Here is a 24,165-nt window from a genome sequence, read left to right as displayed (position 1 = left end):
ACGGCAGCCACCGCGGTCCGCCGCACCGGGCCGGACGCGGAGGTTGCGCCGGGACGCACGGGCGGGGCGAAGGCGGAGGTACTCCGGATCGGCGCGGTTGGGGGAGCCCATCGGCAGCCCGCGCCCGGCCGGAGCCGACACGGAGCCACTCAGACACCGCACGGCCGGAGCGAGGACGGAGGTACGCATATTCCGCACGGCCGGAGCTAAGGCGGAATACGCATAAAACGACGGCCGGAGCGAAGGGGAGGTTTCGCCTATCCGGAGGAAACCGAGGCCGTCCAGGAGGCGAAAGCGCTGGGATTGCGGGTCTGCAGCAGAACCCGTCCGGGACCGACGAAGTCGAAGACCAGGCCCTCACCGGATTTGAGCGACTGGAAAGAGCGGCCGGAGACCGCGCGCCGGATGGTGAACCGGATCGACAGATCGTAGGCGACGACATGCCCGGTATCGATGGTGACCGGCTCGCCGGGCGCCAGATCGATGACATCGATGGCCCCGAACACGCCGACCACGACTTCGCCCTGACCCGACGCGCGCAGGCCGAAGCCGCCCTCACCGCCGAAGAGGTTGGCGAAACCACCCCATTTGCTCTCCACCTGGACGCCGGTCGAATTGGCGATCCAGCCGCCGCGGCTGATGAAGTACGGCCGGTCCGGGGCGATCCGCAGGGCGAGCATGTCCCCGGGCAGCGACGGCGCGACATCCACCCAGCCACCCTGCTGCGGCGCGGTGAAGGTGGAGACGAAGAACGATTCGCCCGACAGCATCGACCGTTTCAAACCGGCCAGGATGCCGCCCTCGGCCTTGGCCTCCAGACTCACTCCCGCCGAATGCGCCACCATGGCACCGGATTCCACGCGGACCGGCTCACCGCCCGCGAGGACACACCGGGCAACCGTCGACGACGGGTTGTGCCGCAGTTCAACTTTCATGAGCCGACACTACCGCCACCAAGAGGTGTGACCGCACGGTACCGGTGACAGTCCGCACCGGCACTGAATGCGCATTCACCGGGTCGCAGCGGTGGCCGATCACCGCCGTCTCCGCGTGAAGAACGGCCGACCGGCCCTCGACAGCCGGACACCGAATGCCGGACTGTTCCCGCGCTCCGGGCGGTCCGGCCCGCGCACGTATCCGCGCTACCCCTCGGCAAACCGCGTCGGCTCAACCCAGCGAATCCAGGGCATCCGTATCACGGGCGATGATCGCACGCCCGGCGGTGAACACAAGGGGACGCTGGATGAGCCGTGGATGCGCGGCGAGCGCCTCGAGCCAGCGGTCCCGGTCCGCCTCGGTCCGGCCCCACTCGGCCATCCCCAGTTCCTTCGCGATGTCCTCCCCGGTGCGAGTGATATCCCAGGGTTGCGCACCGAGCCGGTCGAGCGCCGCGCGCAGATCCGCGACGGTAGGCGGATCGTCGAGGTAGCGGCGGACCGAATACTCGATCCCGGCGGCGTCCAGATGTGCCACGGCGGCCCGGCTCTTACTGCAGCGCGGGTTGTGCCAGATCTCGGTTTCCGGAGTGCTCATGGCTATGAGCGTAGCCCGCTACAGGTGCATCCATTCCGGCCACACCTGCGACCACGGCCGCCGGGGTTGCGCGCATTTCCACAGCGTGACATCACGGGTGTTGCCCAGGAAGCCGAGCCGGGTATCGACGTGGCCGATCGGTTCGAGGGTCACGAACTGCGCACGCAACAGGTCTTCGTCGCCACCCACGCACACCATGGTGGTGACCGATTCGGCGGGTGCGCCGAAGTATCCGAAACCTCGCGAGGGACTGTGCACCTCGGGCAGTTGTTCCCGCGCCAGCTGGTCCAATGCGCCGGCCTGCCAGTAGCTCTCGGTGATGACCGCGGAATGCGACCGTTCTTCGAGGGTCAGCGAGCCGTGCGCGGCCACCACCGCGTCCGCGAGTTCGGTCCAGCCGAACTCGCCGTACAGCCCGATGTTCAGCGCCGCCTCGGTATCGTTCGCGGGCGGGGCGATCTCGGCGGGGTCCTGCCAGGGCGTGGATCCCGCGATCAGGAGCAGCGATACCGCCACCAGCGCCGCGCCCGACCCCAGAAGGACCCGTCGGCGCCGGGCCGACTCGGCGCGCTCCACCGCCGCCGCCAGGGCGACCGCGCCGGCCGCGAACAGCACCCCGTACATTCCGGCCAGGTAGTAGACGCGGCCGCCGGAGACGAGGAAAACCACGAGCAGCAGCACCGTGGCGGCGCCGAGGAAACGGTACGGACGCAGCGATTCGTGCCGCAGCAGCGCCCACAGGCCGTAGCACAGCAGTACCGCGCCCAGCGCTCCCGCGAGCAGTACGGCCAAGGGCACGAACGTAACCGGGCCGCCGGAGTACTGCTGTTCCGCGCGTACCACCGCGCCGAGACCCAGCTGGGGCCACCCGTGCCGACCCTGCCAGACCAGGGAAGGCACCGACACCAGCAGCACGATCAGCCCGCCCGCCCACAGCAGCGGCCGGCGCACCAGATCGCGGGGACCGAAGATCAGTGAGCCCACCACCACCGCGATCCAGAAGAACGAGCAGGGGCAGCATCGGGCCCTGATCGGCATAGCCGAACGACAGCCGCCGGCCCGCGGCCAGGAAGTACAGTTCGTCGCCGAAATAGCCGTACCGGGTCGCCGAGAACAACAGGACGACGGCCGCCACGACCGCCACACCGAGTACGGGGGCAGTGGCGAAAGGGCGGTCGGCGCCGGTATCGGGCGGTGGCGGGACGGATTCGGTCATCGTGGTCACGGGGGATTCTCCTGGGCTTCGTGGACCTGGCCCCCGGAACATATCCACGACGGCGCCGCTGCGGCGTCCCCCGATCGGTGGAATCCGGCCGGACACAGGGTGGACCCGCGGTACCCCCACAGGTGGACCCCGGCAACGACCGAGGCCGCACCCCCAGGGGAGCGCGGCCTCGGTGACTGTGCCGGTTACAGGTACTGGCCGGTGTTCGACTCCGTATCGATCGCCCGGCTGGCACTGGCGTTCTTCCCGGTGACCAGCGTGCGGATGTAGACGATCCGCTCGCCCTTCTTACCGGAGATACGGGCCCAGTCATCCGGATTCGTGGTGTTGGGCAGGTCCTCGTTCTCGGAGAACTCGTCCACGATCGAATCGTAGAGATGCTGGATCCGCAGACCCGGATTACCGGTGTCGAGCACCGCCTTGATGGCGTACTTCTTGGACCGGTCCACGATGTTCTGGATCATGGCACCGGAGTTGAAGTCCTTGAAGTACAGAACCTCCTTGTCGCCGTTGGCGTAGGTGACCTCCAGGAAGCGGTTGTCCTCGCTCTCGGCGTACATCCGGTCCACCACCCGCTCGATCATCGCGCGGACGCAGGCCACCTTGTCGCCCTTGAACTCCTCCAGATCGTCGGCGTGCAGCGGCAGCTCCTCGGTGAGGTACTTCGAGAAGATGTCCTGCGCGGATTCGGCGTCCGGCCGCTCGATCTTGATCTTCACGTCCAGCCGGCCGGGCCGCAGGATCGCGGGATCGATCATGTCCTCACGGTTGGAGGCGCCGATGACGATGACGTTCTCCAGCCCTTCCACGCCGTCGATCTCGCTCAGCAGCTGCGGCACCACGGTGGTCTCCACATCCGAGGAGACACCGGAACCACGGGTACGGAAGATCGAGTCCATCTCGTCGAAGAACACGATCACCGGCGTCCCTTCCGACGCCTTCTCCCGGGCGCGCTGGAAGATGATGCGGATATGGCGTTCGGTCTCGCCGACGAACTTGTTCAGCAGCTCGGGGCCCTTGATGTTCAGGAAGTAGGACTTCGCCTCCTTGGCATCCTCGCCCCGCGCCTCGGCGATCTTCTTGGCCAGCGAGTTCGCCACCGCCTTGGCGATCAGCGTCTTACCGCAGCCGGGCGGGCCGTAGAGCAGCACACCCTTGGGCGGGCGCAGCGCGTACTCGCGGAAGAGATCCTTGTGCAGGAACGGCAGCTCCACGGCGTCGCGGATCTGCTCGATCTGGCGGCCGAGACCACCGATGTCCTCGTATCCGACATCGGGGACCTCCTCCAGCACGAGATCCTCCACCTCGGCCTTGGGGATGCGCTCGAACGCGAATCCGGCCTTGGTATCGACCAGCAGGGAGTCACCGGGCCGCAGCTTGCGGATCGGCGAGTCCGGATCGTCCAGGTCGTCGGCCTCGGCGAGTCTGGTCAGGGGGCCGGACAGCCAGACCACCCGCTCTTCGTCGGCATGCCCGACGACGAGCGCGCGGCGGCCTCCGTCGAGGATCTCCCGCAGCGTGCCGATCTCCCCGATCGCGTCGAACATCCCTGCCTCGACCACCGTCAGCGCCTCGTTGAGGCGGACGGTCTGACCGTAGGCCAGGGTCGTGGTGTCGATGTTCGGCGAGCAGGTCAATCGCATCTTGCGGCCGGAGGTGAACACGTCGACGGTCTGATCCTCGTACACCCCGATCAGAATCCCGTATCCGCTCGGTGGCTGACCGAGCCGGTCGACCTCCTCACGCAACGCGACGAGTTGCTGCCGCGCTTCTTTCAGGGTATCCATCAGCTTGGTGTTGCGAATGGTCAGCGAATCGATACGGGCTTCCAATTCCCGTGTGCGATCCGGTGAGTCGGCGAGTTGCCTCCGGAGTGCAGCCGCTTCGGCGCGTACTGCCTCGAGTTCTCTCCAGGCCGCCGAATCCGAATTCTCGATGGGGCTCATGTGCTGCTCCTCCCAGTCCCGGTCTATCAACGCTACCGGGCGCGGCCCGTTTGCGCTGTCCGACACGATTTCGTCGTGATCACATCTGGTCCGCGGCCATACGCTGGTCAAACCATGTTAGCCTGCCCTAACCCAATTACGGTGGGCATGCTCACCAACTAGCCGAAAGGTTGCCAGATATGCAACTTCCCGCACGGACACGGCGGTTGTCCCGCGTCGCGGCGGCTACCGCCGCGGCCGCCGCCCTGGCGCTGGGCCTCACGGCCTGCGGGTCCGACGATGACAGCGGCGATGCTGCCGCCTCCAGCAGTGTCGCGGTCTCCACCAGCGCCGCGGCGCACGACCACGGGGACGATCACGACCACGGCGATACCGCGGCCGCGCCCACCGCGGAGAGCCTACAGGCCGGCCTGGAGCAGATCACAAACCCGGACGTCCCGGTGGACGAGAAGGTGAAGCTGATCGACGACGGCGAGAACCGGCGGGACATCCTCGAGAAACTCAACGCCGCCCTGCAGACCTATCGCGGGATCACCTACCAGGTCGGGGAGGTCACCGTCGACGGTGATACCGCCACCGGGGTGACCACCATCACCAGCCCCTCCGGCCAGAGCGCACCGCCCATGCCGCTGACCTGGGAGTACGAGGACGGTACCTGGAAGCTGTCCGATGCGAGCGCCTGCGTGCTGTTCGGGTTCGCGCAACTCCCCTGCTCCCCCGCCTGATCCGCACGGGCTCGCGGGGCCACGGCGAGCCGGTGATCGGCCCCGTGGTCCCGCGACCGCCGGTAGCTCCCGCTCAACCCTTCGAGGGTCGGCGCTGCGGTTTCGGGGTGACGACCCCCTCGGCGAGCCGCCGCGCGCTCACCAGGAAGGCCGTATGGCCCTGCATCCGGTGCTCGGGACGCACCGCCAGGCCCACCACGTGCCAGCCGCGCACCATCGACTCCCAGGACCGCGGTTCGGTCCAGCACTGCTGCTCCCGCAGGGCCTCCACCAGCCGGGAGAGCTGGGTCACCGTCGCGACGTAGACGATCAGCACCCCGCCGGGCACGATGGCCCGCGATACGGCCGGCAGCGCGTCCCAGGGCGCGAGCATATCCAGCACCACGCGGTCCACCCGCTCCCCCGTGTAATCGGCCACATCGCCGACGGTGAGCTGCCAGTTCGCAGGCCGTTCGCCGAAGAAACGCTCCACATTGCGGACGGCGTGCTCGGCGTGGTCCTCGCGGATCTCGTAGGACACCACCGCCCCGTCCGATCCCACCGCGCGCAGCAGTGAGCAGGTCAACGCGCCCGATCCCGCCCCCGCCTCCAGCACTCGGGCACCGGGGAACATATCGCCCTCGTGCACGATCTGCGCGGCATCCTTGGGGTAGATCACCGCCGCCCCGCGCGGCATGGACATCACGTAATCGGTCAGCAGCGGGCGCAGGGCCAGATACGGCGTGCCGTTGTTGGAGTGCGCGAGGGTGCCCTCGTCGGCGCCGATCAGGTCGTCGTGGGCGATGGCGCCGCGGTGGGTGTGGAACTGTTTGCCCGGTTCCAGCAGCACCGTGTACAGCCTGCCCTTGGCGTCGGTCAGCTGCACGCGGTCGCCGACGACGAATGGCCCGGTCCGTCTGGCCGTCATGGATCTCCGTTCACGATGAGGACTGCGCCCGGAGCGATCGCCGGGCGCGGCACCGTGTCGGTGCCGCCGGATAGCCTGCCAGGTATGTCAGCGCCACCGAGCACGCCCCCGGCCGGTCCCGGCCTCGAACCGGTACCCGCCTCCGCCCGACCGGCGTTGTCCCCTTCGCGCGCAGCCGATTTCAAACAGTGCCCGCTGAAGTACCGGCTCCGCACCATCGACCGTATTCCCGAGCCGCCGAGCCGCCAGGCGGTGCGCGGCACCGTCGTGCACGCGGTCCTCGAAGATCTCTATACCCTGCCGGCCGCCGAGCGCGATCCCGACCGCGCGACCGCGCTGGCCGAGCCGGCCTGGACCCGGGTGCTGGCGCAACGCCCCGAAGCGGCAGAGCTCCTCGCCGCCGGGCTCGACGTCGCGCCCTTCCTCGAAGAGGTCCGCGCCCTGGTGCGCACGTACTACCGGCTCGAGGATCCCCGCCGCTTCGATCCCGAATCCTGTGAGACCCGGCTCGAGGTCCAGCTGCCCGACGGGGCCCCGCTGCGCGGTTTCGTGGACCGGATCGATGTGGCGCCCTCCGGAGAACTGCGAGTGGTGGACTACAAGACCGGCCGGGCCCCGGGCCCCACGCAGGAGACGCGCGCACTGTTCCAGCTGAAGTTCTACGCACTCATGCTGCTGCGCACCCGCGGTGTGGTTCCCACCCAGCTGCGGTTGATCTACCTGGCCGATGCCGAACTGCTCACCTACACCCCCGACGAGGACGAACTACTCCGCTTCGAACGCACCCTCACCGCCCTGTGGGACGCGGTACGCGCAGCCGGCCGGACCGGAGATTTTCCACCGAATCCGAGTTGGCTGTGTGATTACTGCGCCTATAAAAGCCTGTGCCCGGCATTCGATGGAACGCCCCCGCCGTATCCCGGGTGGCCCGCGGACGACGAACCCCCGGCCGAATCCTTCGCCGAATCGGTATCGGAATGAGACGGTATCCATTACCCCGCCCCCGGCGAATCGGGGCCCGACCACCGATTCCGGCCTTCGAAGAAGACCTCGGCACCAGGCGGATGTGCACCCTGCGCACGGCGGCGTGAACAGGCCCGCCCACGGGTCTTAGAGCTCTCGGCGCCGAGAGGTGGATCTCGGCGCCGAGCCGGGAACAGAGCGCCCTACACCGGCTGATTCAGAAAGCGCGGCAGGAGCGGATATCGGTGGCGAGGATGGCCCGGGCGCCCAGTTCCGCCAGCTGATCCATCAGCTCGTTGCCCTTCTTCCGCGGCACCAGCGCCCGCACCGCCACCCAGCCGGGATCGGCCAGCGGGGCCACCGTCGGGGATTCCAGGCCCGGGGTGAGCTCGGCGGCGCGTTCCAGCAGGTTCTTCGGGCAGTCGTAATCGAGCATCAGATACTGCTGAGCGAACACCACGCCCTTGACCCTGGCGATCAGCTGGTTACGCGCCCGGTCGCGCTGGTCGGAGCCGGCTCGTTCGATCAGCACGGCTTCGGAATCGCACAGCGATTCGCCGAAGGCGACCAGATTGTGCTGGCGCAGGGTCCGGCCGGAGCCGACCACATCGGCGATCGCGTCGGCCACCCCGAGCTGGATGGAGATCTCGACGGCCCCGTCGAGCCGGATCACCTCGGCTTCGATTCCGCGGCGCGCCAGATCGGCGAGCACCAGGTTGGGATAGGAGGTGGCGATCCGCTTGTCCTGCAGATCTTCGACCTTCCAATCCTGGCCCTGCGGGGCGGCGTAGCGGAAGGTCGAGCCGCCGAATCCGAGCGAGAGTCGTTCGTGCACGGGCGCGCCCGAATCCAGCGACAGATCGCGGCCGGTGATCCCCAGGTCGAGTTCGCCGGAGCCGACGTAGATGGCGATGTCCTTGGGCCGCAGGAAGAAGAATTCCACCTGGTTGGCCGGGTCGAGCACGGTGAGATCGCGGGAATCGGTGCGTTTGCGGTAGCCGGCCTCGGTGAGGATGGCCACCGCGGATTCGGAGAGTGCGCCCTTGTTGGGTACTGCGACGCGCAGCATGATGGTCCTTTCGGTCGGGGGGACGGTCGGGCGTCTACAGATGTCGGTAGACGTCCTCCAGCCGCAGCCCGCGGCCCACCATCAGAACCTGCACCCAGTACAGGAGCTGGGAGATCTCCTCGGCGAGCGCCTCGTCGCCCTCGTGTTCGGCGGCCAGCCACACCTCACCGGCCTCCTCCAGCACCTTCTTGCCCTGGGTATGGACGCCCGCGTCCAGCGCGGCGACGGTACCCGACCCGGCGGGGCGGGTGGCTGCGCGATCCTGGAGCTCGGCGAACAGGGCCTCGAAAGTCTTCACGGCAGGTCATTGTTTCAGACCACCGCCGCGCGACTCCGCCCGAGTGGGCGCCACTGTGTCGTGGCACCCACTCGGGTACCACTCACGCTCCGGCGAGCAGGGCCTCCAACTCGGCGACGGCGGTACGCAGATGCCCGGCGAACGCGTGCATCTCGTCGGCGACGGCCGCCGGGGTGGCCAGGTACAGATTCCACCGGTCGGGCAGCAGCACGTAGGCGATTCCGATGCATTTCGGGCTGGTGGAACCGAAACCGAAGTAGCTGATGTTCACCGACGGCGCGGAGCTGGTGCTCAGGTAGTCGTCGCGCAGGACGGTCCAGCCGGGGCTGGAGTACAGCGGGATGGGCTCGGTGACGCCGAGTTCGGCGCCGCGGCGCCGCTGGATCCATTCGAGTTCCCACAGATGCTGCTCCGGCGCCGCACCCGACTGGCACTGTTTCGCCCGTTCGACATGCGCGCCGGCGGCGGCGCGGGCGGCGGCCAGCTTCGCGGCGGAATCGGCCGCCGGGTCCGTCATGGTGTCGGCGAAGGTCACCATCTCCGGGGTCACCACACGCATCGCCTCGGTACGGCCGTTGCGGTACTGGCGGGTGGCGATGGATTCGTAGGTGGCGCCGGTGAGACCTTTGCTGCGCCGGTGCGCGAGCTGATAGCTCAGCTGCGCGAACGCGTCCGGGGAGATACCGAGTTGCTTGGCCCGGGCGGTGCCGAAATCGGAGAACGAGACCACCGTGGTGGCGTTGTCCGCGGCGTACTGTGCGAACGCCACCCCGGCCGCGACCACTTCGGCCTGCTGTTCCGCATCGAGCCGGAACTCGATCTGCTCGGCCGGCGGCAGCCCCTGCCCGCGCGCCCCGGACCGCTGGAGGTGTTCGGCGACGGGAGTCTCCAGCAGGGTGTCGACAAAGGAGAGGATGGTGGTGCCGTCCAGACCGCAGTGTTCGACATTGATCCCCGCCCGGCCGTCGGCGAAGACGATGAACGAGACCGATTTGTCGAACCACCGGTTGGCGCTGTCACCGTGCAGCAGGGTGTCGGCGGCGTGCAGGTCGTCGCGGGGGGCGAAATCCTCGAGGCAGACGGCGAACAGCGCCGTCTCTACGGTGTCGAGCGCTTCGGCATTGTGCGGATCGGTCAGCAGCCGGGCCCGGGCTCGGGCCCAGTCGGCGCGCGCCGCGGTGGTCAGCTGTCCGACCGAGGTCCCGGCCGGGGCCGGCTCGGTGGCGGATTTGAGGATCGCGCGCAGTCCCGCGGTCACATCCTCGAAGGCGTACGGGTCGCCTTCCGGCCCGAGAACGTCCAGCCGGAACATGGCTCCGCGGTGCAGCACGAGGATATGCCGCGCGGTGGACGGGCCGGGTTCGGCCTCGCTGTAGGGCACCCGCACGGTGTCCTGTTCGAGACCGGGAATCCGGGTCTCGGAGAACAGGTACTTGTTCTGCCACATGGACAAGCGCTGCCCCCGCTGGGTGACCGGCGGGATCTCCTCCCGGTCCAGCGCCAGCTTGTAGTCGACCGCGGCGGCGACCAGCGCGGCGGCGCGCTCGGCCTGGTCCGCCGCGGTGGAGCTCGCCAGCGCCGTATCGTCGCGGAACAGGAAGAAGAAATTGGCGTTCAACGCGATCCGGTCCCGCCGGCCCAGGTAGCGCGACGGCCAGAACTGATCGAGCCAGCTGCCCACGCCCGGGGTCTGGTCGTATTCGCGCAGCGCGTCGTGCAGCACCCGGCCGGGGCCGCCGGGTCGCAGCAGATCGGCCACGGCCGCCTCGGTGGCGGCCAACTGCTCGGCGGTCAGCAGCGGTGCGCACCACTGGACGAAACGCGCGCAGCTGTCCTCGAGGGTCGGCAACGGGACCCTCGGGAGCTGGTCCTCGGCGGCGAAGGTGGGTTCGGTCAAGTCGTTCTCCGGTTCGGTCGTCGGTCGTCGGGTTTGCGCCCGGCGTCAAGCGATGGATATGGGCGCCGGAAGTGGCCGGGAGACATAGAGATTGGCATACAGCCAACCCTCGTTCTCCAGGCCGGTGGTATCGATGCCGTTACCGGCCAGCGTACTCAGCACCTGCTCCCGCTCGGCCGCCGAGGCGAACCGGCGCTGGGCGAACTCGCCGGGCATCCGCTCGGTGCGATAGCCCAGGGCCGACAGTTCCGCCTCGATGGGTTCGAAACCGTACATACGCAGCACGAAGTGGGCCATCCAGGGACGCCGGTCGGGATGGGCGGTGGCGATCCGCACGATCGTCTTCTCGGTGACGTATCCGATACAGCCGGTCGAGACGACCAGGTCCGCCGAGGCGAGGACCGCACGTTGGTCGTCGTCGGGATCGGTGGCCTCGAGGTCGGCGTGCACCACGTCGTCGAGCAGGCCCGCCGCGCGGGCATAGTCCAGTGCGGGCGCGGAGGCGTCCATACCGAGGAACCGCACCCCGGGCAGCGCGCCGGCGCCGGCCGGCCGGGCGCGGTCGCGAGCGATCAACTCCTCCGTACCCGCCCCGGGGTCCGCATACCATCCGGCCAACTCGGCGAGGGTGGTGTCCCAGCGCAGCAGGGCCGCGTTCACACCGTAGGAACAGCCGATGTCCAGCACGCTGGGTGCGACCCCCTTCGCCGCGCCGCATTCGGCGATCTGCCGCCGCAGATGCGGTTTCGCCAGTTCCGGGATGCGATAGTCCAACTCCGACATCCGCGCGTAGTAGTCACGCGGATCGGGCCTCGAGTAGATGTCGTCGAAGGATGCTTTCCCGGTGGTGTGCAACGGAACTGGCACGGTGTGTTCCTCTCCTCGGGCGGTATCCACTCGATCGCGTTCGGTCAATCGAGCAGCCGGTCACCTCGGACGGCATCGGCCGCGGCGAGATGATCGGGGAGCACCCGTCCGAACAATTGACGGGTGCGCTCCACGGTGCCGATGACACCGGGACGGTCGCTGTAGGCGAAGATCGCCGTATGCCGCGCGGCCGCACCCTCCACCGGGGAGACCCGGTGCAGCGAGAAGCGGCCCTGGAAGAGTTGCAGATCCCCGGGGCGCAGTACCAGACGCCGGATGAGGCGCTCACCCGATCCGGTCAGGACCGCGTGCACATCCGCCAGGTTCTCGGCCTGTGGGGAACGGATCGCGGGGCAGTATTCGAAGACGCCACCCGCGTCGGGGGTGGCGGTCAGCATGCTGACGGTGAACTCGTTGGTATCGAAATGCCACGGATGCGATTGGCCCGGGGAGACCACATTGAGAACCAGACCCGCCAGGGGGTCGGCGAATTCGTGTAGCCGGTCCCGGCCGAAGCAATCGGCGAGGAAGTGCTGGAACAGCTCGTCGGTGTAGAGGCGGTGGATGAGCGCGTCGGCGGGAATGCGGTCGCGCGGCACGAAGGCGTTACCGCGTTCGAACACGATCCGGCCGGGATGGTCCTCGGGTAATTCGCTGTCGAGCGGGATGTTGTAGGCGTTGACCTGCTCGGTGCGGTAGTAGGCGTGCGGCGCCATCCGCTCCCCCTGCTCGGCGAGCAGGGCATGCAGTTCGGGCCTGATGAACTCGCGCAGGACGGTGCAGCCGTCCTCGGCGAGGTCGGCCCGGGCCGCCGCCACCGCGGCACGCCAGCCGGGGGCGCCGGGCTCCGCGAGCGGGTAGCGGGATGTGTCGACGATTGCGTCCAAGGTCACCGTGGCGGCCATAGCGATATTGTTGTCGGACTGTCTGCGACACGCCCGGTGTTTGCCGGAGATAGCGGGTGAGTCCGGTCACGGACCGTTCGGTCTTATTGTTGCGCACCATCGTTCACGACCGCTGGTCGTCCCTGATCACAGCGATGACGACGGAGACGGCAGCAAAAAGCAGCCCATCATCGGATGTTCGGGCGCACGGACAGAGACGGCGGCCCGCATGGATCACGGTGCGGATGGCGATGCCGCGCTCCGGCGGGAAGGGCCGGTCCAACCGCCCCGGCTCTGCTCGGATCAGGGACCGGTCGACCGATCTTCTGCGTTACCCGCGCGGGAGTCCCGAACGCCCGGTCCGGTCACCCGCGGCGGTGTCGGCGCCACGGCTCGGTCGTCGACGACCGAAAGCCGGCGGGGCTCAGGATGCCGCGGGGTCACTGACGGCAACCGCGCGGCAGGTCCGCAGCACATCGTCCAGATCGGTGTGCGACAGCCCGATCAGGCTGTCCCGGTGCACCCGCGACGGGTGCACCGGGACGGGGATCTCGCAGGGCACCACCAGCACCGCGCACCCCGCGGCCGTCGCGGCGGCCACTCCGGTGACGGAATCCTCCACGGCCACACAAGCGCCGGGCTCGAGACCGAGCAGCTCCGCCGCCCGCAGGTACACGGCGGGATCCGGTTTACCGTGCGGGACCTCGTCGCCGCAGACCGAGACGTCGAAGCGATCGCGGCCCAGGGTCTCGAGCGCCAGCTCGGTCAGCGACCGTTTGGTGTTGGTGACCAGCGCCGTGGGCAGACCCGCGGCACGCACCATCTCCAGCGCCTCCACCGCACCCGGCCGCCACGGGATCGGACCGCTCATCAGTTCCGTGACGCGCTGTTCCAGGAAATGTCCGGCCGCCGCCACGGCATCGGGCTCGGGAATCAGATCGAATTCGGTGAAGATGATTCGCAGCGCGTTGGCCCCGGACGCCCCGATGAGGGCGTGCCGGATCTCCTGGGTCATCTCCCGGCCCAGTTCCCGGGCCAGCTCCCGCACACCGATATCCCAGAGTTTCTCCGAATCGAGGAGCGTGCCGTCCATATCCCACAGCACGCCGGCAACCCGGTTCATATGTACGGCCTTTCGTCGCTGTGCATCACATCGCCCGGTCCCGGCTCACGAACCCGAACCTTCGACCGGTCGTCTCGGCGCCACGGCCGGCGGCAAGGTATCGGCCGGCGCTCACTGCAGCTGGGACGCGGTGATCACCAGCTGACCGCCCTCCGGCACCACCTGGAAGGACCGGTTCTCCGACTGCACCGAACCGTTGCTCATGGTGTAGGTGATGGTCGCCACGGCCGAGCCGGTGCCCGACGGCCTCACCGCGCCGATGCTGACAGCGGAGATGGTCGACCAGAAACGGGTGTACTCGGCGTAGCCGCCGGTGGTGGCCTGGTACGCGGGTGAGAGCTGGGACCAGGCGGCGGACGGATTGCCGGGCAGCAGGCCGTAGTACCCGCGGACGAACTGTTCGACGCGGGCCGCCGAGGGTGGGCCGGTTTCGGCCGTGGTGGTCGGCGGCGCCGTGGTGGTCGCCGACGGGCTGGCGGTGGTCGGGGTATCGGAGTCGGTGGTCTCCGGGGCGAGCGCCTGTGAGGTGCCCGGAGCGCGCGCGGCCGGATCATCGGCGTCGTCGCCGCCGGTGAAATTCGCCAGGACCAATCCCGCGACGACCACCAGGACCAATGCGGTTGTACCTGCCAGCAGCGCCGCCCGGGTGCGGCTCCCGGAGCCCCCACCGGCCGGTGCGCGTTGCGGTGCCGGCGCGGGGGGGCCGGCCGGGACGGCAGCGGGAACGGCCGCCACGGCGGGCGGCCGGGCACCGCGGAACGCCGGGGTGTCGCCCGGCGGCGGAACCGGCACGCCGGCCGGCGTATCCGGCGGCAGCGGACTGGTCGCGGCCGTATCGGCGGGCAGGATCTTGGTGGTGGCGGCCGACACCGCATCGACCGGTTCCGGCGCCCGTCCGGCGGCCACCTCCTCGAGCATGACCTGTGCCTCGTGCATGGTGGGCCGGGTGGCGACCTCGGTCGCCAGCAGTCGCATCAGCACCGGGCCCAGGGCGCCTGCCCCGGCGGGTGGTTCGACCTGACCACCGGCCACCGCGTGCAGCACCGCCAGCGGATTGTCACCGTCGCCGAACGGCGGCCGGCCGGTATGCGCGTGATAGAGCGTGGATCCCAGAGCGAACACATCGGAGGCGGGTATCGGCTGCTCACCGCGGGCGACCTCGGGGGCCAGATACGCGGGGGTGCCGGCCAGGAATCCCGTGGCCGTCACCGTCACATCGCCGGTGGCGCGGGAGATACCGAAATCGGTGATCTTCACCGTACCGTCGTCGCCCACCAGCAGATTCGCCGGTTTCACATCGCGGTGCACGATACCGGCGTCGTGCGCGGCGGCGAGTGCGGCCGCCGCCTGGGCGCCGAGTTTGGCGACCTCGCGCGGGCCCATGGTGCCGTCGAGGTTCAGCCGGCTCGCCAGGCTCGGCGCGTTCATGTATTCCATGACCAGCCACGGCTGGCCGTCCTCCTCGGCGACGTCGAACACCGAGATGGCGTTGGGGTGGTGCAGGCGCGCGGCGATGCGGCCTTCGCGCAGTGCGCGTTTGCGTGCCTCCGAGGTCTGCTGTTCGGTCAGGTTGGGTCCGAGCAGCACCTGTTTGACCGCGACGGTGCGCTGGAGCCGGATATCGAGCGCCCGCCACACCACACCCATGGCGCCGGTGCCTATGGGATCCGTGAGCCGATACCGTCCGGCGATCAGCCGATCCTTGGTCATCTCTGTCGTGGCCCCTTCTGTTCGCCGCCGAGTCTTCCAGCACTCCGCGCGTCACAGGCGGCTGCCTACGGGTCCGCTCCGGCCCGGCGCGACCGAATTGTCGCGACAACATTGTCGCGACTTCTGATTCGGCGGTAACCTCAGCGGAAATTCCCGGAAATCCTACGCTCCGATACCCGGAAGCCGTGCGAGCAGTAGGGGTTTACCGACCCCGTCGCACCTCGATCACCTGCGTTTTCGATCTCCGACGGCGGTCCGGAGCGGCCAGGAGACCTTGCGAGTGACTACAATCACATTGCCCGCAGGTTTAACCGAGCTCAGACATTGAAGTACTTCGCCTCCGGATGCAGCAGCACGAACGCGTCGGTGGACTGCTCGGGATGCAACTGCAGTTCCTCCGACAGCGTCACCCCGAGCCGCCCGGCGTCGAGCAGGTCCACCAGTTTGGCGCGATCCTCGAGATCCGGGCACGCGCCGTACCCGAACGAGTAACGGGCACCGCGGTAACCGAGCGAGAAGTAGTCGGCGATATCGGCCGGATCCGAATCGGCGATCGCGTGGCCCTCCAGGGTGAGTTCCTCGCGGATACGCCGATGCCAGTACTCGGCGAGCGCCTCGGTGAGCTGCACCCCGATGCCGTGCACCTCCAGATAGTCCCGGTAATTGTCGTCGGCGAAGAGCTGGTTGGCGTAGTCGGCGATCGGCTGACCCATGGTGACCAGCTGGAACGGCAGGACATCCACCTGCCCGGTCTCGCGGGCACGCTCGCGCGAGCGGATGAAATCGGCGACGCACAGGAACCGATCGCGCTGCTGGCGCGGGAAGGTGAACCGGTGACGTTGCGGCGCATCGGGTTGCGGCTCGGTGAGCACGATGACATCGTCACCTTCGGACACCGCCGGGAAATACCCGTACACCACCGCGGCGTGCTGCAGCACGCCCTCGGTGCTGAGCTTGTCGAGCCAGGCCCGCAGCCGGGGCCGGCCGTCGGATTCCACCAGTTCCTCATAGCTGGGGCCCTCGCCGCCGCGCTGGCCGCGCAATCCCCACTGGCCGAGGAACAGCGCCCGTTCGTCCAGCAGACCGGAGTACTCGTGTACCGGAAGGCCTTTGATCACCCGGGTGCCCCAGAACGGCGGCACCGGGACCGGCAGGTCGGGGGCCACGTCCGAGCGGGCGGGCACCTCCACCGGCGTCTCGGCCGCCCGGCGCTGTTCGGCGATCCGGCGCGAACGTTCGTGACGCGCTTTGCGTTCGGCCGCCTTCTCGCGTGCGGCCACCGCCTCCGGGCTGTCCGGATCGGGACCTTCCCCTCGTTTCCGCGACATGATCTCGTCCATCAGCCGCAGGCCCTCGAAGGCGTCGCGGGCGTAGTGCACATCGCCCTCGTAGACGTCGGTGAGGTCGTTCTCCACATACGACCGGGTGAGCGCGGCACCGCCGAGCAGCACCGGGAACTGGTCGGCGACCCCGCGGGAGTTGAGCTCCTCCAGGTTCTCCTTCATCACCACGGTGGATTTCACGAGCAGCCCGGACATGCCGATCACATCGGCCTTCTTGTCCAGCGCGGCGTCGAGGATGGTCGCGATCGGCTGTTTGATGCCCAGGTTCACCACCTCGTAGCCGTTGTTGGACAGGATGATGTCCACCAGGTTCTTGCCGATATCGTGCACATCGCCCTTGACCGTGGCGAGAACGACGCGCCCCTTGCCGCTGTCGTCGGTGGCCTCCATATGGGGTTCCAGATGGGCGACCGCCGCCTTCATGACCTCGGCCGACTGCAGCACGAACGGCAACTGCATCTGCCCGGACCCGAACAGCTCGCCGACGGTTTTCATCCCCGACAGCAGCGTCTCGTTGATGATCTTCAACGGCGGCACTTCCCGCATGGCCTCGTCGAGATCGGCCTCCATCCCGGCCCGCTCACCGTCGACGATGCGCCGCTCGAGCCGGTCGAACAGCGGCAGCGCGGCCAGTTCGTCGGCCCGTGAGGCGCGGGAGTCGGCCGTGGACACACCTTCGAACAACTGCATGAGTTTCTGCAGCGGGTCGTACCCCTCGCGGCGGCGGTCGTAGACCAGATCCAGGGCCGTCTCGCGCTGCTCGTCCGGGATCCGGCTCATCGGCAGGATCTTCGAGGCGTGCACGATGGCGCTGTCCAGGCCGGCCTGCACGCATTCGTGCATGAACACCGAGTTCAGCACCTGGCGCGCGGCGGGGTTGAGCCCGAAGGAGATATTCGACAGGCCCAGCGTGGTCTGCACCTCGGGGTGGCGGCGTTTGAGTTCCCGGATGGCCTCGACGGTCTCCAGACCGTCGCGACGCGACTCCTCCTGCCCGGTGCCCAGGGTGAAGGTGAGGGTGTCGATGATGATGTCGCTCTCGCGCAGACCCCAGTTGCCGGTGATATCGGCGATGAGCCGTTCGGCGATGGCGACCTTGTGCTCGGCGGTGCGGGCCTGTCCCTCCTCGTCGATGGTCAGGGCGACCACCGCGGCCCCGTGCTCGGCGACCAGTGCCATGGTCTTCTGAAACCGTGAATCCGGGCCGTCGCCGTCTTCGTAGTTCACCGAGTTCACCGCACAGCGCCCGCCCAGATGTTCCAGGCCCGCGCGCAGCACCGGCGTCTCGGTGGAGTCGAGCATGATCGGCAGCGTGGAGGCGGTGGCCAGCCGGGACGCCAGTTCCGACATATCGGCAGTACCGTCGCGGCCGACGTAGTCGACGCAGAGGTCGAGCAGATGGGCGCCGTCGCGGGTCTGGTCCTTGGCGATATCGAGGCATTTGGCCCAGTCCTGGGCGAGCATCGCCTCCCGGAAGGCCTTCGAACCGTTGGCGTTGGTGCGTTCGCCGATCATCAGCACACTCGCGTCCTGCCGGAACGGCACCGCGGTGTACATGCTCGAGATGCTCGGCTCGGGGTCGGGCGTGCGGCGTTGCCCGATCGGCGCCAGCCCGGTCTCGACCTCACGGACCGCCTCGGCCACCTGGCGGATATGTTCCGGGGTGGTACCGCAGCAGCCGCCGACCAGGGCCAGGCCGTAGTCGGCGACGAACCCACGCAGTGCGACGGCCAGCTCTTCCGGGGTCAGCGGGTACTCCGCGCCGTGCGCGCCGAGCACCGGCAGACCCGCGTTGGGCATCACCGACACCGGGATGCGCGCGTGCTGGGACAGGTAGCGCAGGTGTTCGCTCATCTCGTCCGGCCCGGTGGCGCAGTTGAGACCGATCAGGTCGATACCCAGCGGCTCCAGGGCCGTCAGCGCCGCGCCGATCTCACTGCCGACCAGCATGGTGCCGGTGGTCTCCACCGTGACGTGGGTGATGATCGGGATCCGGCGCCCGGCCCGGTCCATGGCCCGCCGGGTGCCGTTGATCGCGGCCTTGACCTGCAGCAGGTCCTGGCAGGTCTCGATCAGAACCGCATCGGCGCCACCATCGAGCATGCCGAGCGCGGCCTCGGTGTAGGCGTCGCGCAACTCCGCGTACGGCGCGTGGCCGAGCGTGGGCAGTTTGGTCCCGGGGCCCATGGAGCCGAGCACGTACCGCGGCACGCCGTCGGGGCCCGGTCCCATCTCGTCGGCGACCTCGCGGGCCAGCCGGGTCCCTTTCTCCGAGAGGTCCCGGATCCGGTCGGCGATCCCGTAGTCGCCCAGATTGGGCAGGTTACAGCCGAAGGTATTGGTCTCCACGGCATCGGCGCCGGCCTCGAAATAGGAGCGATGGATATGCCGCAGCACCTCGGGCCGGGTGTCGTTGAGGATCTCGTTGCAGCCCTCGAGCCCACGGAAATCGTCGAGCGTCAGGTCCACGGCCTGCAGCATCGTACCCATCGCGCCGTCACCGATCACGACACGCCTGGTGAGAGTGTCGAGCAACGTGGTATCGAACTCGGCGGAGCGGGAGGCAGACATGGATTCCAGACTAGTGTGCGCCTCCGTCACGGTGTCGCCCTGCTTCCTGCCCTGTGCGGGCGACCACAACCGGCGACGCCGCGACAGGCGCGGCGGGACAGATACTGCGCGCCGGTGGCGGCCCGCCCCGTAGGCTGGCAGGGGTGAGCTCGAGTGAATCTCCGGTGGATCGGGAACTGCCCGCACTGCGCGACCCGGTGCTCGTTGCGGCCTTCGAGGGCTGGAACGACGCTGGTGACGCCGCCAGCGGCGCGGTGGAGCATCTGGAGTTGATCTGGGATGCGCGGCCACTGGCCGAACTCGATTCCGAGGACTATTACGACTACCAGGTGAACCGGCCGATGGTCCGGCAGGTGGAGGGGGTCACCCGGGAGATCGTCTGGCCTGCGACCGTCCTGTCGGTCTGCTCCCCGCCCGGCAGCGACCGCGATGTGGTGCTGTTACGCGGTATCGAACCGAATATGCGGTGGCGGCGCTTCTGCGCGGATCTGCTCGAGTTCATCGACCAGCTCGGCGTGCAGACCGTGGTGATCCTCGGGGCGCTGCTCGCCGATACCCCGCACACCCGGCCGGTGCCGGTCACGGGTTCGGCCTACAGCAAGGAAGCGGCCGAGCAGTTCAACCTCGAGCAGACCCGCTACGAGGGACCCACCGGTATCACCGGGGTGCTCCAGGATCAGTGCGTGAAGGCCGGAGTTCCGGCGGTGTCGTTCTGGGCCGCGGTACCGCACTACGTATCGCAGCCGCCGAACCCGAAGGCGACGATCGCGCTGCTGCACCGGGTCGAGGATGTCCTCGATATCGAGGTGCCGCTGCGCGAACTGCCCCAGCAGGCCGAGGAGTGGGAGTCGACGGTGAACGAGATGACCGTCGCCGACGACGAGATCGCCGAATACGTGCGTTCGCTGGAGGAGCGCGGCGACGCCGCGATCGATGTGAACGAGGCAATGGCCAAGATCGACGGTGACGCCCTGGCCGCCGAATTCGAGAAATACCTGCGCAGACGAGGACCCGGCGGCTTCGGGCGCTGAGGGGGTACGGCCGGGCCGCCGGGTCCTCGGTTCAGCCGGCCACCGACCAGATGCGGGCGGCGGCATCACTGGCCAGCTTCGCGATGAGCATTTCGCGTGGAATCGTCTGGCCGGTGAGGTGATCGAGCGAGGGGACCACCACGTGATGGGCGTCCGCCCGCTGGAGTTCCCGGGTCAGTTCGGCGAACGCCGTCCCGTCACCAGGACGTGATTCGTGGAACGTCGCGGCGAAGCACAGTCCTCGGGCTTCGGCCAGCTCGCGTAGCGCGGCCTCCATGTCGTCACCGTCGCCCGCGGCCAGATCGTCGCGTAAATACCCGTATACCAACGCTTCCACCCGAACCTCCTGAATCCTTCCCCACACGGGGGCGGGGAACCATTTCCTGCTCCGGGATCTCCTCCCCGCATTCGCGGGGGTGTTGCTTGAACCGGCTCCAAACCGGTCCGATTCGAGCATGCCCCCACCGCGACCACGGCAGAAGAGGTCATGCGGGGACATCTGAATGCCCTCTTGGGTCCACGAAAAGTTAGCTGGTGCAATACTGGCCGCGTGACTGCTGCTGAAGATCGTCCGCTGTGGGCCATCCGGATGCGCTCGGAACGCGATGCGCGTGGGTGGTCACAGGCGGACGCCGTCCGCGCACTGCGCGCCAAGTCGTCCCACAATCTCCCGACCGACAGCACACTGCTACGCAATTGGCGGCGTTGGGAATCGGGCGAGTCACGTCCCGACGATTTCTACGCACCTCTCATCGCGGCCGCCTTCGATTCGGTGGCCGCGGCATTCTTCCCGAAGGCCCGGCCGAGCCGCGACGACGAATTGCTCACCGCCACCGGCATGGACACGCTCGAATTCATGGGCCGCCTTCGGATGTCCGACGTTTCGGCGGCCACCCTGGACGCGGTGCGCATCACTGCGCAGCGGCTGTGCTGTGACTACGCCTCCACCGATCCACACGAACTCCATCTCGAGGCCGCGGGCTGGCTGCGCCGGATCGCCGCGCTGCTCGACAGCCGGCTCACCCTGTCACAGCACAGAGAAGTCCTGGAACTGGCCGGCTGGGTGGCACTGCTGCTCGGCTGTCTCGAATACGATCTCGGCCGGCGCAGCAGCGCCGAGGCCACCCGGCGGGCGGCCCGGTCGCTCGGCCAGGAGGCCGGGCACGCCGAGATCATCGGCTGGAGTTCGGAACTGGCGGCCTGGTTCGCCTTGACCCAGGGCAATCATCGCGGGGTGATCCAGGCGGTCGAGGCGGTGCCGGCGGAATGCGCGGCCGCCGGGGTCGGTGTGCAGCTGGCCGCTCAGCGTGCGAAAGCCTGGGCGCGGCTGGGCGATCGCGCGGCGGTGGACGCGGCCCTGGCCGAGGGCCGGACACTGCTGAACCGGCTGGGCCACCCCGACGATCTCGACAATCACTTCGTCGTGGACCCGCAGAAGTTCGATTTCTACGCCATGGACTGCTCCCGGGTCGTCGGCGACGATACGCGCGCCGAGATGTACGCGCGGGCGGTACTGGCCGACTCGGTCGGGCTGGACGGTTCGGTACGCAATCCGATGCGGGTCGCCGAAGCCCATCTCACCCTGGCCGTGGTCGCCGCCCGCGGGCGCGATCTGGAACTGGCGGTGGCGCAGGGTCGGCGGGCATTCGAGGCCAAACGGCGATCCCTGCCCTCACTGCTGTGCATCGGCAGCGAGGTGGCGCAGGAACTGGTGGACAATTTCCCGGGCGACCCACGAACCCGTGCCTTCCTGGACGAGCTCAGATCGCTGTCGGGCGTGTGAGCTACGTCGGGCGTCCACTCACCGATTCGGCATGCCGCCACCGGTGGCCGAAGGGCCGGCAGCAGTCCGCCGGCCCCGCGTCACCGGTGTGCGGCATCGGGGACCCGGGCCGGGCAAGCCGTCCCCGGCAAGGTGGCCAGTTCGAAATGCCACCATTCGTTGTCGAAGGTCCGGCACAGCCCCCAGCGGTTGCCGTTGGCCTCCAGCCAGGCGGCGCCCTCCCGGGGCGCGATATCGACGGCCCGGCCGGTGACGTGGGTGGACTCCTCCGGGGGTAGCACCCAGCGCCGGGTTTCCTCGGGGCTCCCGTAGGTGCGCAGCCCCTCCTCCCACATCGCCCGCTGTTCCTCGGGTGTGCGATGGCCCGAGTTGATCGACATCGGCACCCCCTGCGCGTGCGCCTCCTGTTCGGCCATCGTGTAGGCCAGTGCCAGCAGCGGGTCCAGGCCCTCGGTGCCCGCCGCCGCCACCTCGGTGAGCGGCGGGACCGGGAACGCCGGCGCGGGGGCGGGGGATGCGGGCGCCGCCCCGGCGGGCGCGGCGCCCAGGACCGGTCCGGCGGCCGTGGCCGCCAGGATCGCGGCCGTCACAGCGATGCGGCGCGGCAATAGGCGCGCGGGGTCGATCATGTCGCGAATCCTATCGGCGCGACCCCACCGCGTTCGCTGACATTTGTTCTGAGCTGCACAAACGTGATCCGGAGGCCATGGTTTTGTCACCCGCCGACCGGTCGGAATCGAACGCCGCGGCAGCCCGCTCGTCGCTCGAAAGTGCCAGGGCTACGGCGGCGCCCAGCATGTCCACCGCGGTGGCGACCGCGGCGGACGAGTTGCCCGTCACCGGCGACCCGGTTCCTCACCCGTAGCGGGTGAGGAACCGGCGCACGACCGGCCCTAGGGTCGAGCCGGAAGCGTACTCACCCTTGATGAAGGAGCCGGAGATGGCCGGTACGTTGACCGTCTGGAAGTTCCCCACCGCCACCGGCGCCGATACCGCAGTATCGACATTGGACGATCTGCGACGCCGGGAGTTGATCACCGTGCAGGACGCCGCGGTGGTCAGTTGGCCGGCGGACGCGAAGAAACCCAAGACCCGCCAGCTACACAGCCTCGCCGGGCTCGGTGCGCTGGGCGGCGCGTTCTGGGGCCTGCTGTTCGGGCTGTTGTTCTTCATCCCGCTGATCGGTGCCGCGATGGGTGCGGGTCTGGGTGCGATGTCGGGGTCGCTGGCCGATATCGGTATCGACGACGACTTCATCAAGGAGGTGCGCGACAAGCTCACCCCCGGCACCTCGGCGCTGTTCGCGTTGACCTCCGATGCCACGATGGACCGGGTGCACGAGGCGTTCCACGGCCAGTCGGCGGAGTTGGTCTCCACCAACCTGTCTCATGAGCAGGAAGCCACATTGCGCGAGGTCTTCGCCGACTGATCTCCGGCTCCCGCCTCGCAGGAGTGCCCGTGAACGCTCATCCACCGATTGCCGCACCCGGGATCGTGGGCGATCCGCAGACCGCGGCGCCGGTGTCCTCGGCCGGGCCGATCCGGTGACGGATTCCGACCTGACCACTGTGCTGCACGGGCCGCTGTTCTCCCGTCGGATTCCGCTGGACCGCGATAACGCCGCCAGCCGGATCAGCGCCTACATCTACGGCAACATCCTCGTGCTCACCGCCCTCGTCCCCATTGTCACCGCCGAGAAACACCTCGGCATCCTGGTCGTGGCCGGCACCGCCGTCTCCACCTTCCTGGCCCACAGTTTCGCCGAGACGGTCGCCCGCACCGTCCGCGAACAGCACACCACCACTGTCGCCGACCGAGTCCGCGCACTCCGCAATTCGGTCCCGATCCTCACCTCGGCGGTCCTGCCCTGTGCCGTTCTCGCCGCCGGCTGGCTGGGCTGGCTGCAACCCAGGACTGCGCAGATCCTCGCCGAACTGGTCATCCTCGTGCGTATCGGCGGGATCGTCTTCGTCATCGGCAGACTCCGCGGCCGCCATCCCACCCGCGCCACCGCCATCACCGCGCTGCTGCTCGCCCTCGCCGCCGCCCTGGTCGTGATCGTCAAGATCGCGCTGACCCATTGAGGCCGCGCCCACGCGACCCGCCGACACCGCAGCCCACGGGCTTACCTCGGCGCCGGAGGCGATCGCGGCGCAGCCGGTCGCGCTGCCACGGATCGGGAAGTGGGCCTGCTCCTCCTGCTCGCCGTCGGTGTTCCCCGCGTGGTACACCTCGGCTCCCTGGTGTCGTACTCGGCGGCGGTCACGGGGAGCGCATCGAGCCGGGCCGG

General features: G+C 68.7%; 21 protein-coding genes. 6 read left to right on the top strand and 15 right to left on the bottom strand.

Annotated elements, in window-relative coordinates:
- Positions 1-257 precede the first annotated feature (257 nt).
- The 4 genes from NS4_RS21005 to arc all read right to left on the bottom strand — a co-directional run bounded on the left by NS4_RS21005 (position 258) and on the right by arc (position 4,704).
- Positions 258-935 (bottom strand): TIGR00266 family protein, encoded by a 678-nt coding sequence (locus NS4_RS21005; RefSeq protein WP_063061223.1) that lies wholly within the window; start codon positions 933-935, stop codon positions 258-260.
- A gap of 232 nt (positions 936-1,167) precedes the next feature.
- On the bottom strand, positions 1,168-1,533 hold the full coding sequence (locus NS4_RS21000; RefSeq protein WP_063061222.1) for an arsenate reductase family protein: 366 nt from the start codon (positions 1,531-1,533) through the stop codon (positions 1,168-1,170).
- Positions 1,534-1,551: 18 nt separating this feature from the next.
- Positions 1,552-2,571, bottom strand: a complete 1,020-nt coding sequence (locus NS4_RS20995; protein WP_063061221.1) for a hypothetical protein — start codon at positions 2,569-2,571, stop codon at positions 1,552-1,554.
- A 372-nt stretch (positions 2,572-2,943) separates the two neighbouring features.
- Complete coding sequence (gene arc / locus NS4_RS20990; RefSeq protein WP_063061220.1) at positions 2,944-4,704, bottom strand: proteasome ATPase; 1,761 nt, start codon at positions 4,702-4,704, stop codon at positions 2,944-2,946.
- Positions 4,705-4,883: 179 nt separating this feature from the next.
- Here arc and NS4_RS20985 point away from each other — a divergent pair, with 179 nt between their 5' ends.
- Complete coding sequence (locus tag NS4_RS20985) at positions 4,884-5,429, top strand: nuclear transport factor 2 family protein (RefSeq protein WP_063061219.1); 546 nt, start codon at positions 4,884-4,886, stop codon at positions 5,427-5,429.
- Between the two features lie 73 nt (positions 5,430-5,502).
- On the opposite strand, the gene NS4_RS20980 is transcribed toward NS4_RS20985, so the two are convergent.
- Complete coding sequence (locus tag NS4_RS20980) at positions 5,503-6,336, bottom strand: tRNA (adenine-N1)-methyltransferase (protein WP_063061218.1); 834 nt, start codon at positions 6,334-6,336, stop codon at positions 5,503-5,505.
- An 84-nt stretch (positions 6,337-6,420) separates the two neighbouring features.
- Between NS4_RS20980 and NS4_RS20975 the strand changes: the two genes are divergently transcribed.
- Positions 6,421-7,317, top strand: a complete 897-nt coding sequence (locus NS4_RS20975) for a RecB family exonuclease (protein ID WP_084487552.1) — start codon at positions 6,421-6,423, stop codon at positions 7,315-7,317.
- A 199-nt stretch (positions 7,318-7,516) separates the two neighbouring features.
- On the opposite strand, the gene hisG is transcribed toward NS4_RS20975, so the two are convergent.
- From hisG to metH, 8 genes are all read right to left on the bottom strand, one after another.
- A complete protein-coding gene (gene hisG, locus NS4_RS20970) occupies positions 7,517-8,368 on the bottom strand; it encodes an ATP phosphoribosyltransferase (protein WP_063061217.1) in 852 nt (283 codons plus the stop codon).
- Positions 8,369-8,402: 34 nt separating this feature from the next.
- Positions 8,403-8,666, bottom strand: a complete 264-nt coding sequence (locus tag NS4_RS20965) for a phosphoribosyl-ATP diphosphatase (RefSeq protein WP_030521337.1) — start codon at positions 8,664-8,666, stop codon at positions 8,403-8,405.
- An 82-nt stretch (positions 8,667-8,748) separates the two neighbouring features.
- On the bottom strand, positions 8,749-10,563 hold the full coding sequence (locus NS4_RS20960; protein ID WP_063061216.1) for a choline/carnitine O-acyltransferase: 1,815 nt from the start codon (positions 10,561-10,563) through the stop codon (positions 8,749-8,751).
- A 45-nt stretch (positions 10,564-10,608) separates the two neighbouring features.
- The gene (locus NS4_RS20955) at positions 10,609-11,430 is read right to left on the bottom strand and encodes a class I SAM-dependent methyltransferase (protein ID WP_063061242.1); all 822 of its coding nucleotides are present in this window, start codon (positions 11,428-11,430) and stop codon (positions 10,609-10,611) included.
- A gap of 44 nt (positions 11,431-11,474) precedes the next feature.
- Positions 11,475-12,335, bottom strand: coding sequence for a HalD/BesD family halogenase (locus NS4_RS20950; protein WP_063061215.1), 861 nt, complete (start codon positions 12,333-12,335; stop codon positions 11,475-11,477).
- Positions 12,336-12,738: 403 nt separating this feature from the next.
- Positions 12,739-13,437, bottom strand: coding sequence for an HAD family hydrolase (locus NS4_RS20945; RefSeq protein WP_063061214.1), 699 nt, complete (start codon positions 13,435-13,437; stop codon positions 12,739-12,741).
- Positions 13,438-13,548: 111 nt separating this feature from the next.
- Positions 13,549-15,147 carry a serine/threonine-protein kinase gene (locus NS4_RS20940; protein ID WP_063061213.1) on the bottom strand — a complete coding sequence of 533 codons (1,599 nt, stop codon included), beginning with the start codon at positions 15,145-15,147 and terminating at the stop codon, positions 13,549-13,551.
- A 317-nt stretch (positions 15,148-15,464) separates the two neighbouring features.
- Positions 15,465-19,061: a methionine synthase gene (metH, locus tag NS4_RS20935; protein WP_063061212.1), complete on the bottom strand. Its 3,597-nt coding sequence runs from the start codon at positions 19,059-19,061 to the stop codon at positions 15,465-15,467.
- Between the two features lie 143 nt (positions 19,062-19,204).
- Between metH and NS4_RS20930 the strand changes: the two genes are divergently transcribed.
- On the top strand, positions 19,205-20,092 hold the full coding sequence (locus NS4_RS20930; RefSeq protein ID WP_063061211.1) for a PAC2 family protein: 888 nt from the start codon (positions 19,205-19,207) through the stop codon (positions 20,090-20,092).
- A 31-nt stretch (positions 20,093-20,123) separates the two neighbouring features.
- Here NS4_RS20930 and NS4_RS20925 read toward each other — a convergent pair whose 3' ends face one another.
- Complete coding sequence (locus NS4_RS20925) at positions 20,124-20,429, bottom strand: hypothetical protein (protein ID WP_063061210.1); 306 nt, start codon at positions 20,427-20,429, stop codon at positions 20,124-20,126.
- A gap of 213 nt (positions 20,430-20,642) precedes the next feature.
- On the opposite strand from NS4_RS20925, the gene NS4_RS20920 reads away from it, so the two are divergent.
- Positions 20,643-21,875, top strand: coding sequence for an XRE family transcriptional regulator (locus tag NS4_RS20920; protein WP_369690223.1), 1,233 nt, complete (start codon positions 20,643-20,645; stop codon positions 21,873-21,875).
- Positions 21,876-21,955: 80 nt separating this feature from the next.
- Here NS4_RS20920 and NS4_RS20915 read toward each other — a convergent pair whose 3' ends face one another.
- Positions 21,956-22,504, bottom strand: a complete 549-nt coding sequence (locus NS4_RS20915) for a M15 family metallopeptidase (RefSeq protein WP_063061209.1) — start codon at positions 22,502-22,504, stop codon at positions 21,956-21,958.
- Between the two features lie 311 nt (positions 22,505-22,815).
- On the opposite strand from NS4_RS20915, the gene NS4_RS20905 reads away from it, so the two are divergent.
- Both NS4_RS20905 and NS4_RS20900 read left to right on the top strand, forming a co-directional pair.
- The gene (locus NS4_RS20905; protein ID WP_063061240.1) at positions 22,816-23,304 is read left to right on the top strand and encodes a DUF1269 domain-containing protein; all 489 of its coding nucleotides are present in this window, start codon (positions 22,816-22,818) and stop codon (positions 23,302-23,304) included.
- Positions 23,305-23,419: 115 nt separating this feature from the next.
- On the top strand, positions 23,420-23,959 hold the full coding sequence (locus NS4_RS20900; protein ID WP_063061207.1) for a hypothetical protein: 540 nt from the start codon (positions 23,420-23,422) through the stop codon (positions 23,957-23,959).
- Positions 23,960-24,165 lie beyond the last annotated feature (206 nt).

The sequence above is a fragment of the Nocardia sienata NBRC 100364 genome (assembly GCF_001613205.1).
In the GTDB taxonomy this organism is placed as follows: domain Bacteria; phylum Actinomycetota; class Actinomycetes; order Mycobacteriales; family Mycobacteriaceae; genus Nocardia; species Nocardia sienata.
Note: the sequence above shows the minus strand (reverse complement) of the source record. Positions and strands in the feature narration are given on the sequence as shown.

Coding starts and splice junctions, on each gene's coding strand:
- NS4_RS20915 (WP_063061209.1), bottom strand. CDS start 22,504: ATGATCGACCCCGCGCGCCTATTGCCGCGCCGCATCGCTGTGACGGCC.
- NS4_RS20905 (WP_063061240.1), top strand. CDS start 22,816: ATGGCCGGTACGTTGACCGTCTGGAAGTTCCCCACCGCCACCGGCGCC.
- NS4_RS20940 (WP_063061213.1), bottom strand. CDS start 15,147: ATGACCAAGGATCGGCTGATCGCCGGACGGTATCGGCTCACGGATCCC.
- arc (WP_063061220.1), bottom strand. CDS start 4,704: ATGAGCCCCATCGAGAATTCGGATTCGGCGGCCTGGAGAGAACTCGAG.
- NS4_RS20985 (WP_063061219.1), top strand. CDS start 4,884: ATGCAACTTCCCGCACGGACACGGCGGTTGTCCCGCGTCGCGGCGGCT.
- NS4_RS20980 (WP_063061218.1), bottom strand. CDS start 6,336: ATGACGGCCAGACGGACCGGGCCATTCGTCGTCGGCGACCGCGTGCAG.
- NS4_RS21000 (WP_063061222.1), bottom strand. CDS start 1,533: ATGAGCACTCCGGAAACCGAGATCTGGCACAACCCGCGCTGCAGTAAG.
- NS4_RS20945 (WP_063061214.1), bottom strand. CDS start 13,437: ATGAACCGGGTTGCCGGCGTGCTGTGGGATATGGACGGCACGCTCCTC.
- NS4_RS20975 (WP_084487552.1), top strand. CDS start 6,421: ATGTCAGCGCCACCGAGCACGCCCCCGGCCGGTCCCGGCCTCGAACCG.
- NS4_RS21005 (WP_063061223.1), bottom strand. CDS start 935: ATGAAAGTTGAACTGCGGCACAACCCGTCGTCGACGGTTGCCCGGTGT.
- NS4_RS20950 (WP_063061215.1), bottom strand. CDS start 12,335: ATGGCCGCCACGGTGACCTTGGACGCAATCGTCGACACATCCCGCTAC.
- NS4_RS20995 (WP_063061221.1), bottom strand. CDS start 2,571: ATGCCGATCAGGGCCCGATGCTGCCCCTGCTCGTTCTTCTGGATCGCG.
- hisG (WP_063061217.1), bottom strand. CDS start 8,368: ATGCTGCGCGTCGCAGTACCCAACAAGGGCGCACTCTCCGAATCCGCG.
- metH (WP_063061212.1), bottom strand. CDS start 19,061: ATGTCTGCCTCCCGCTCCGCCGAGTTCGATACCACGTTGCTCGACACT.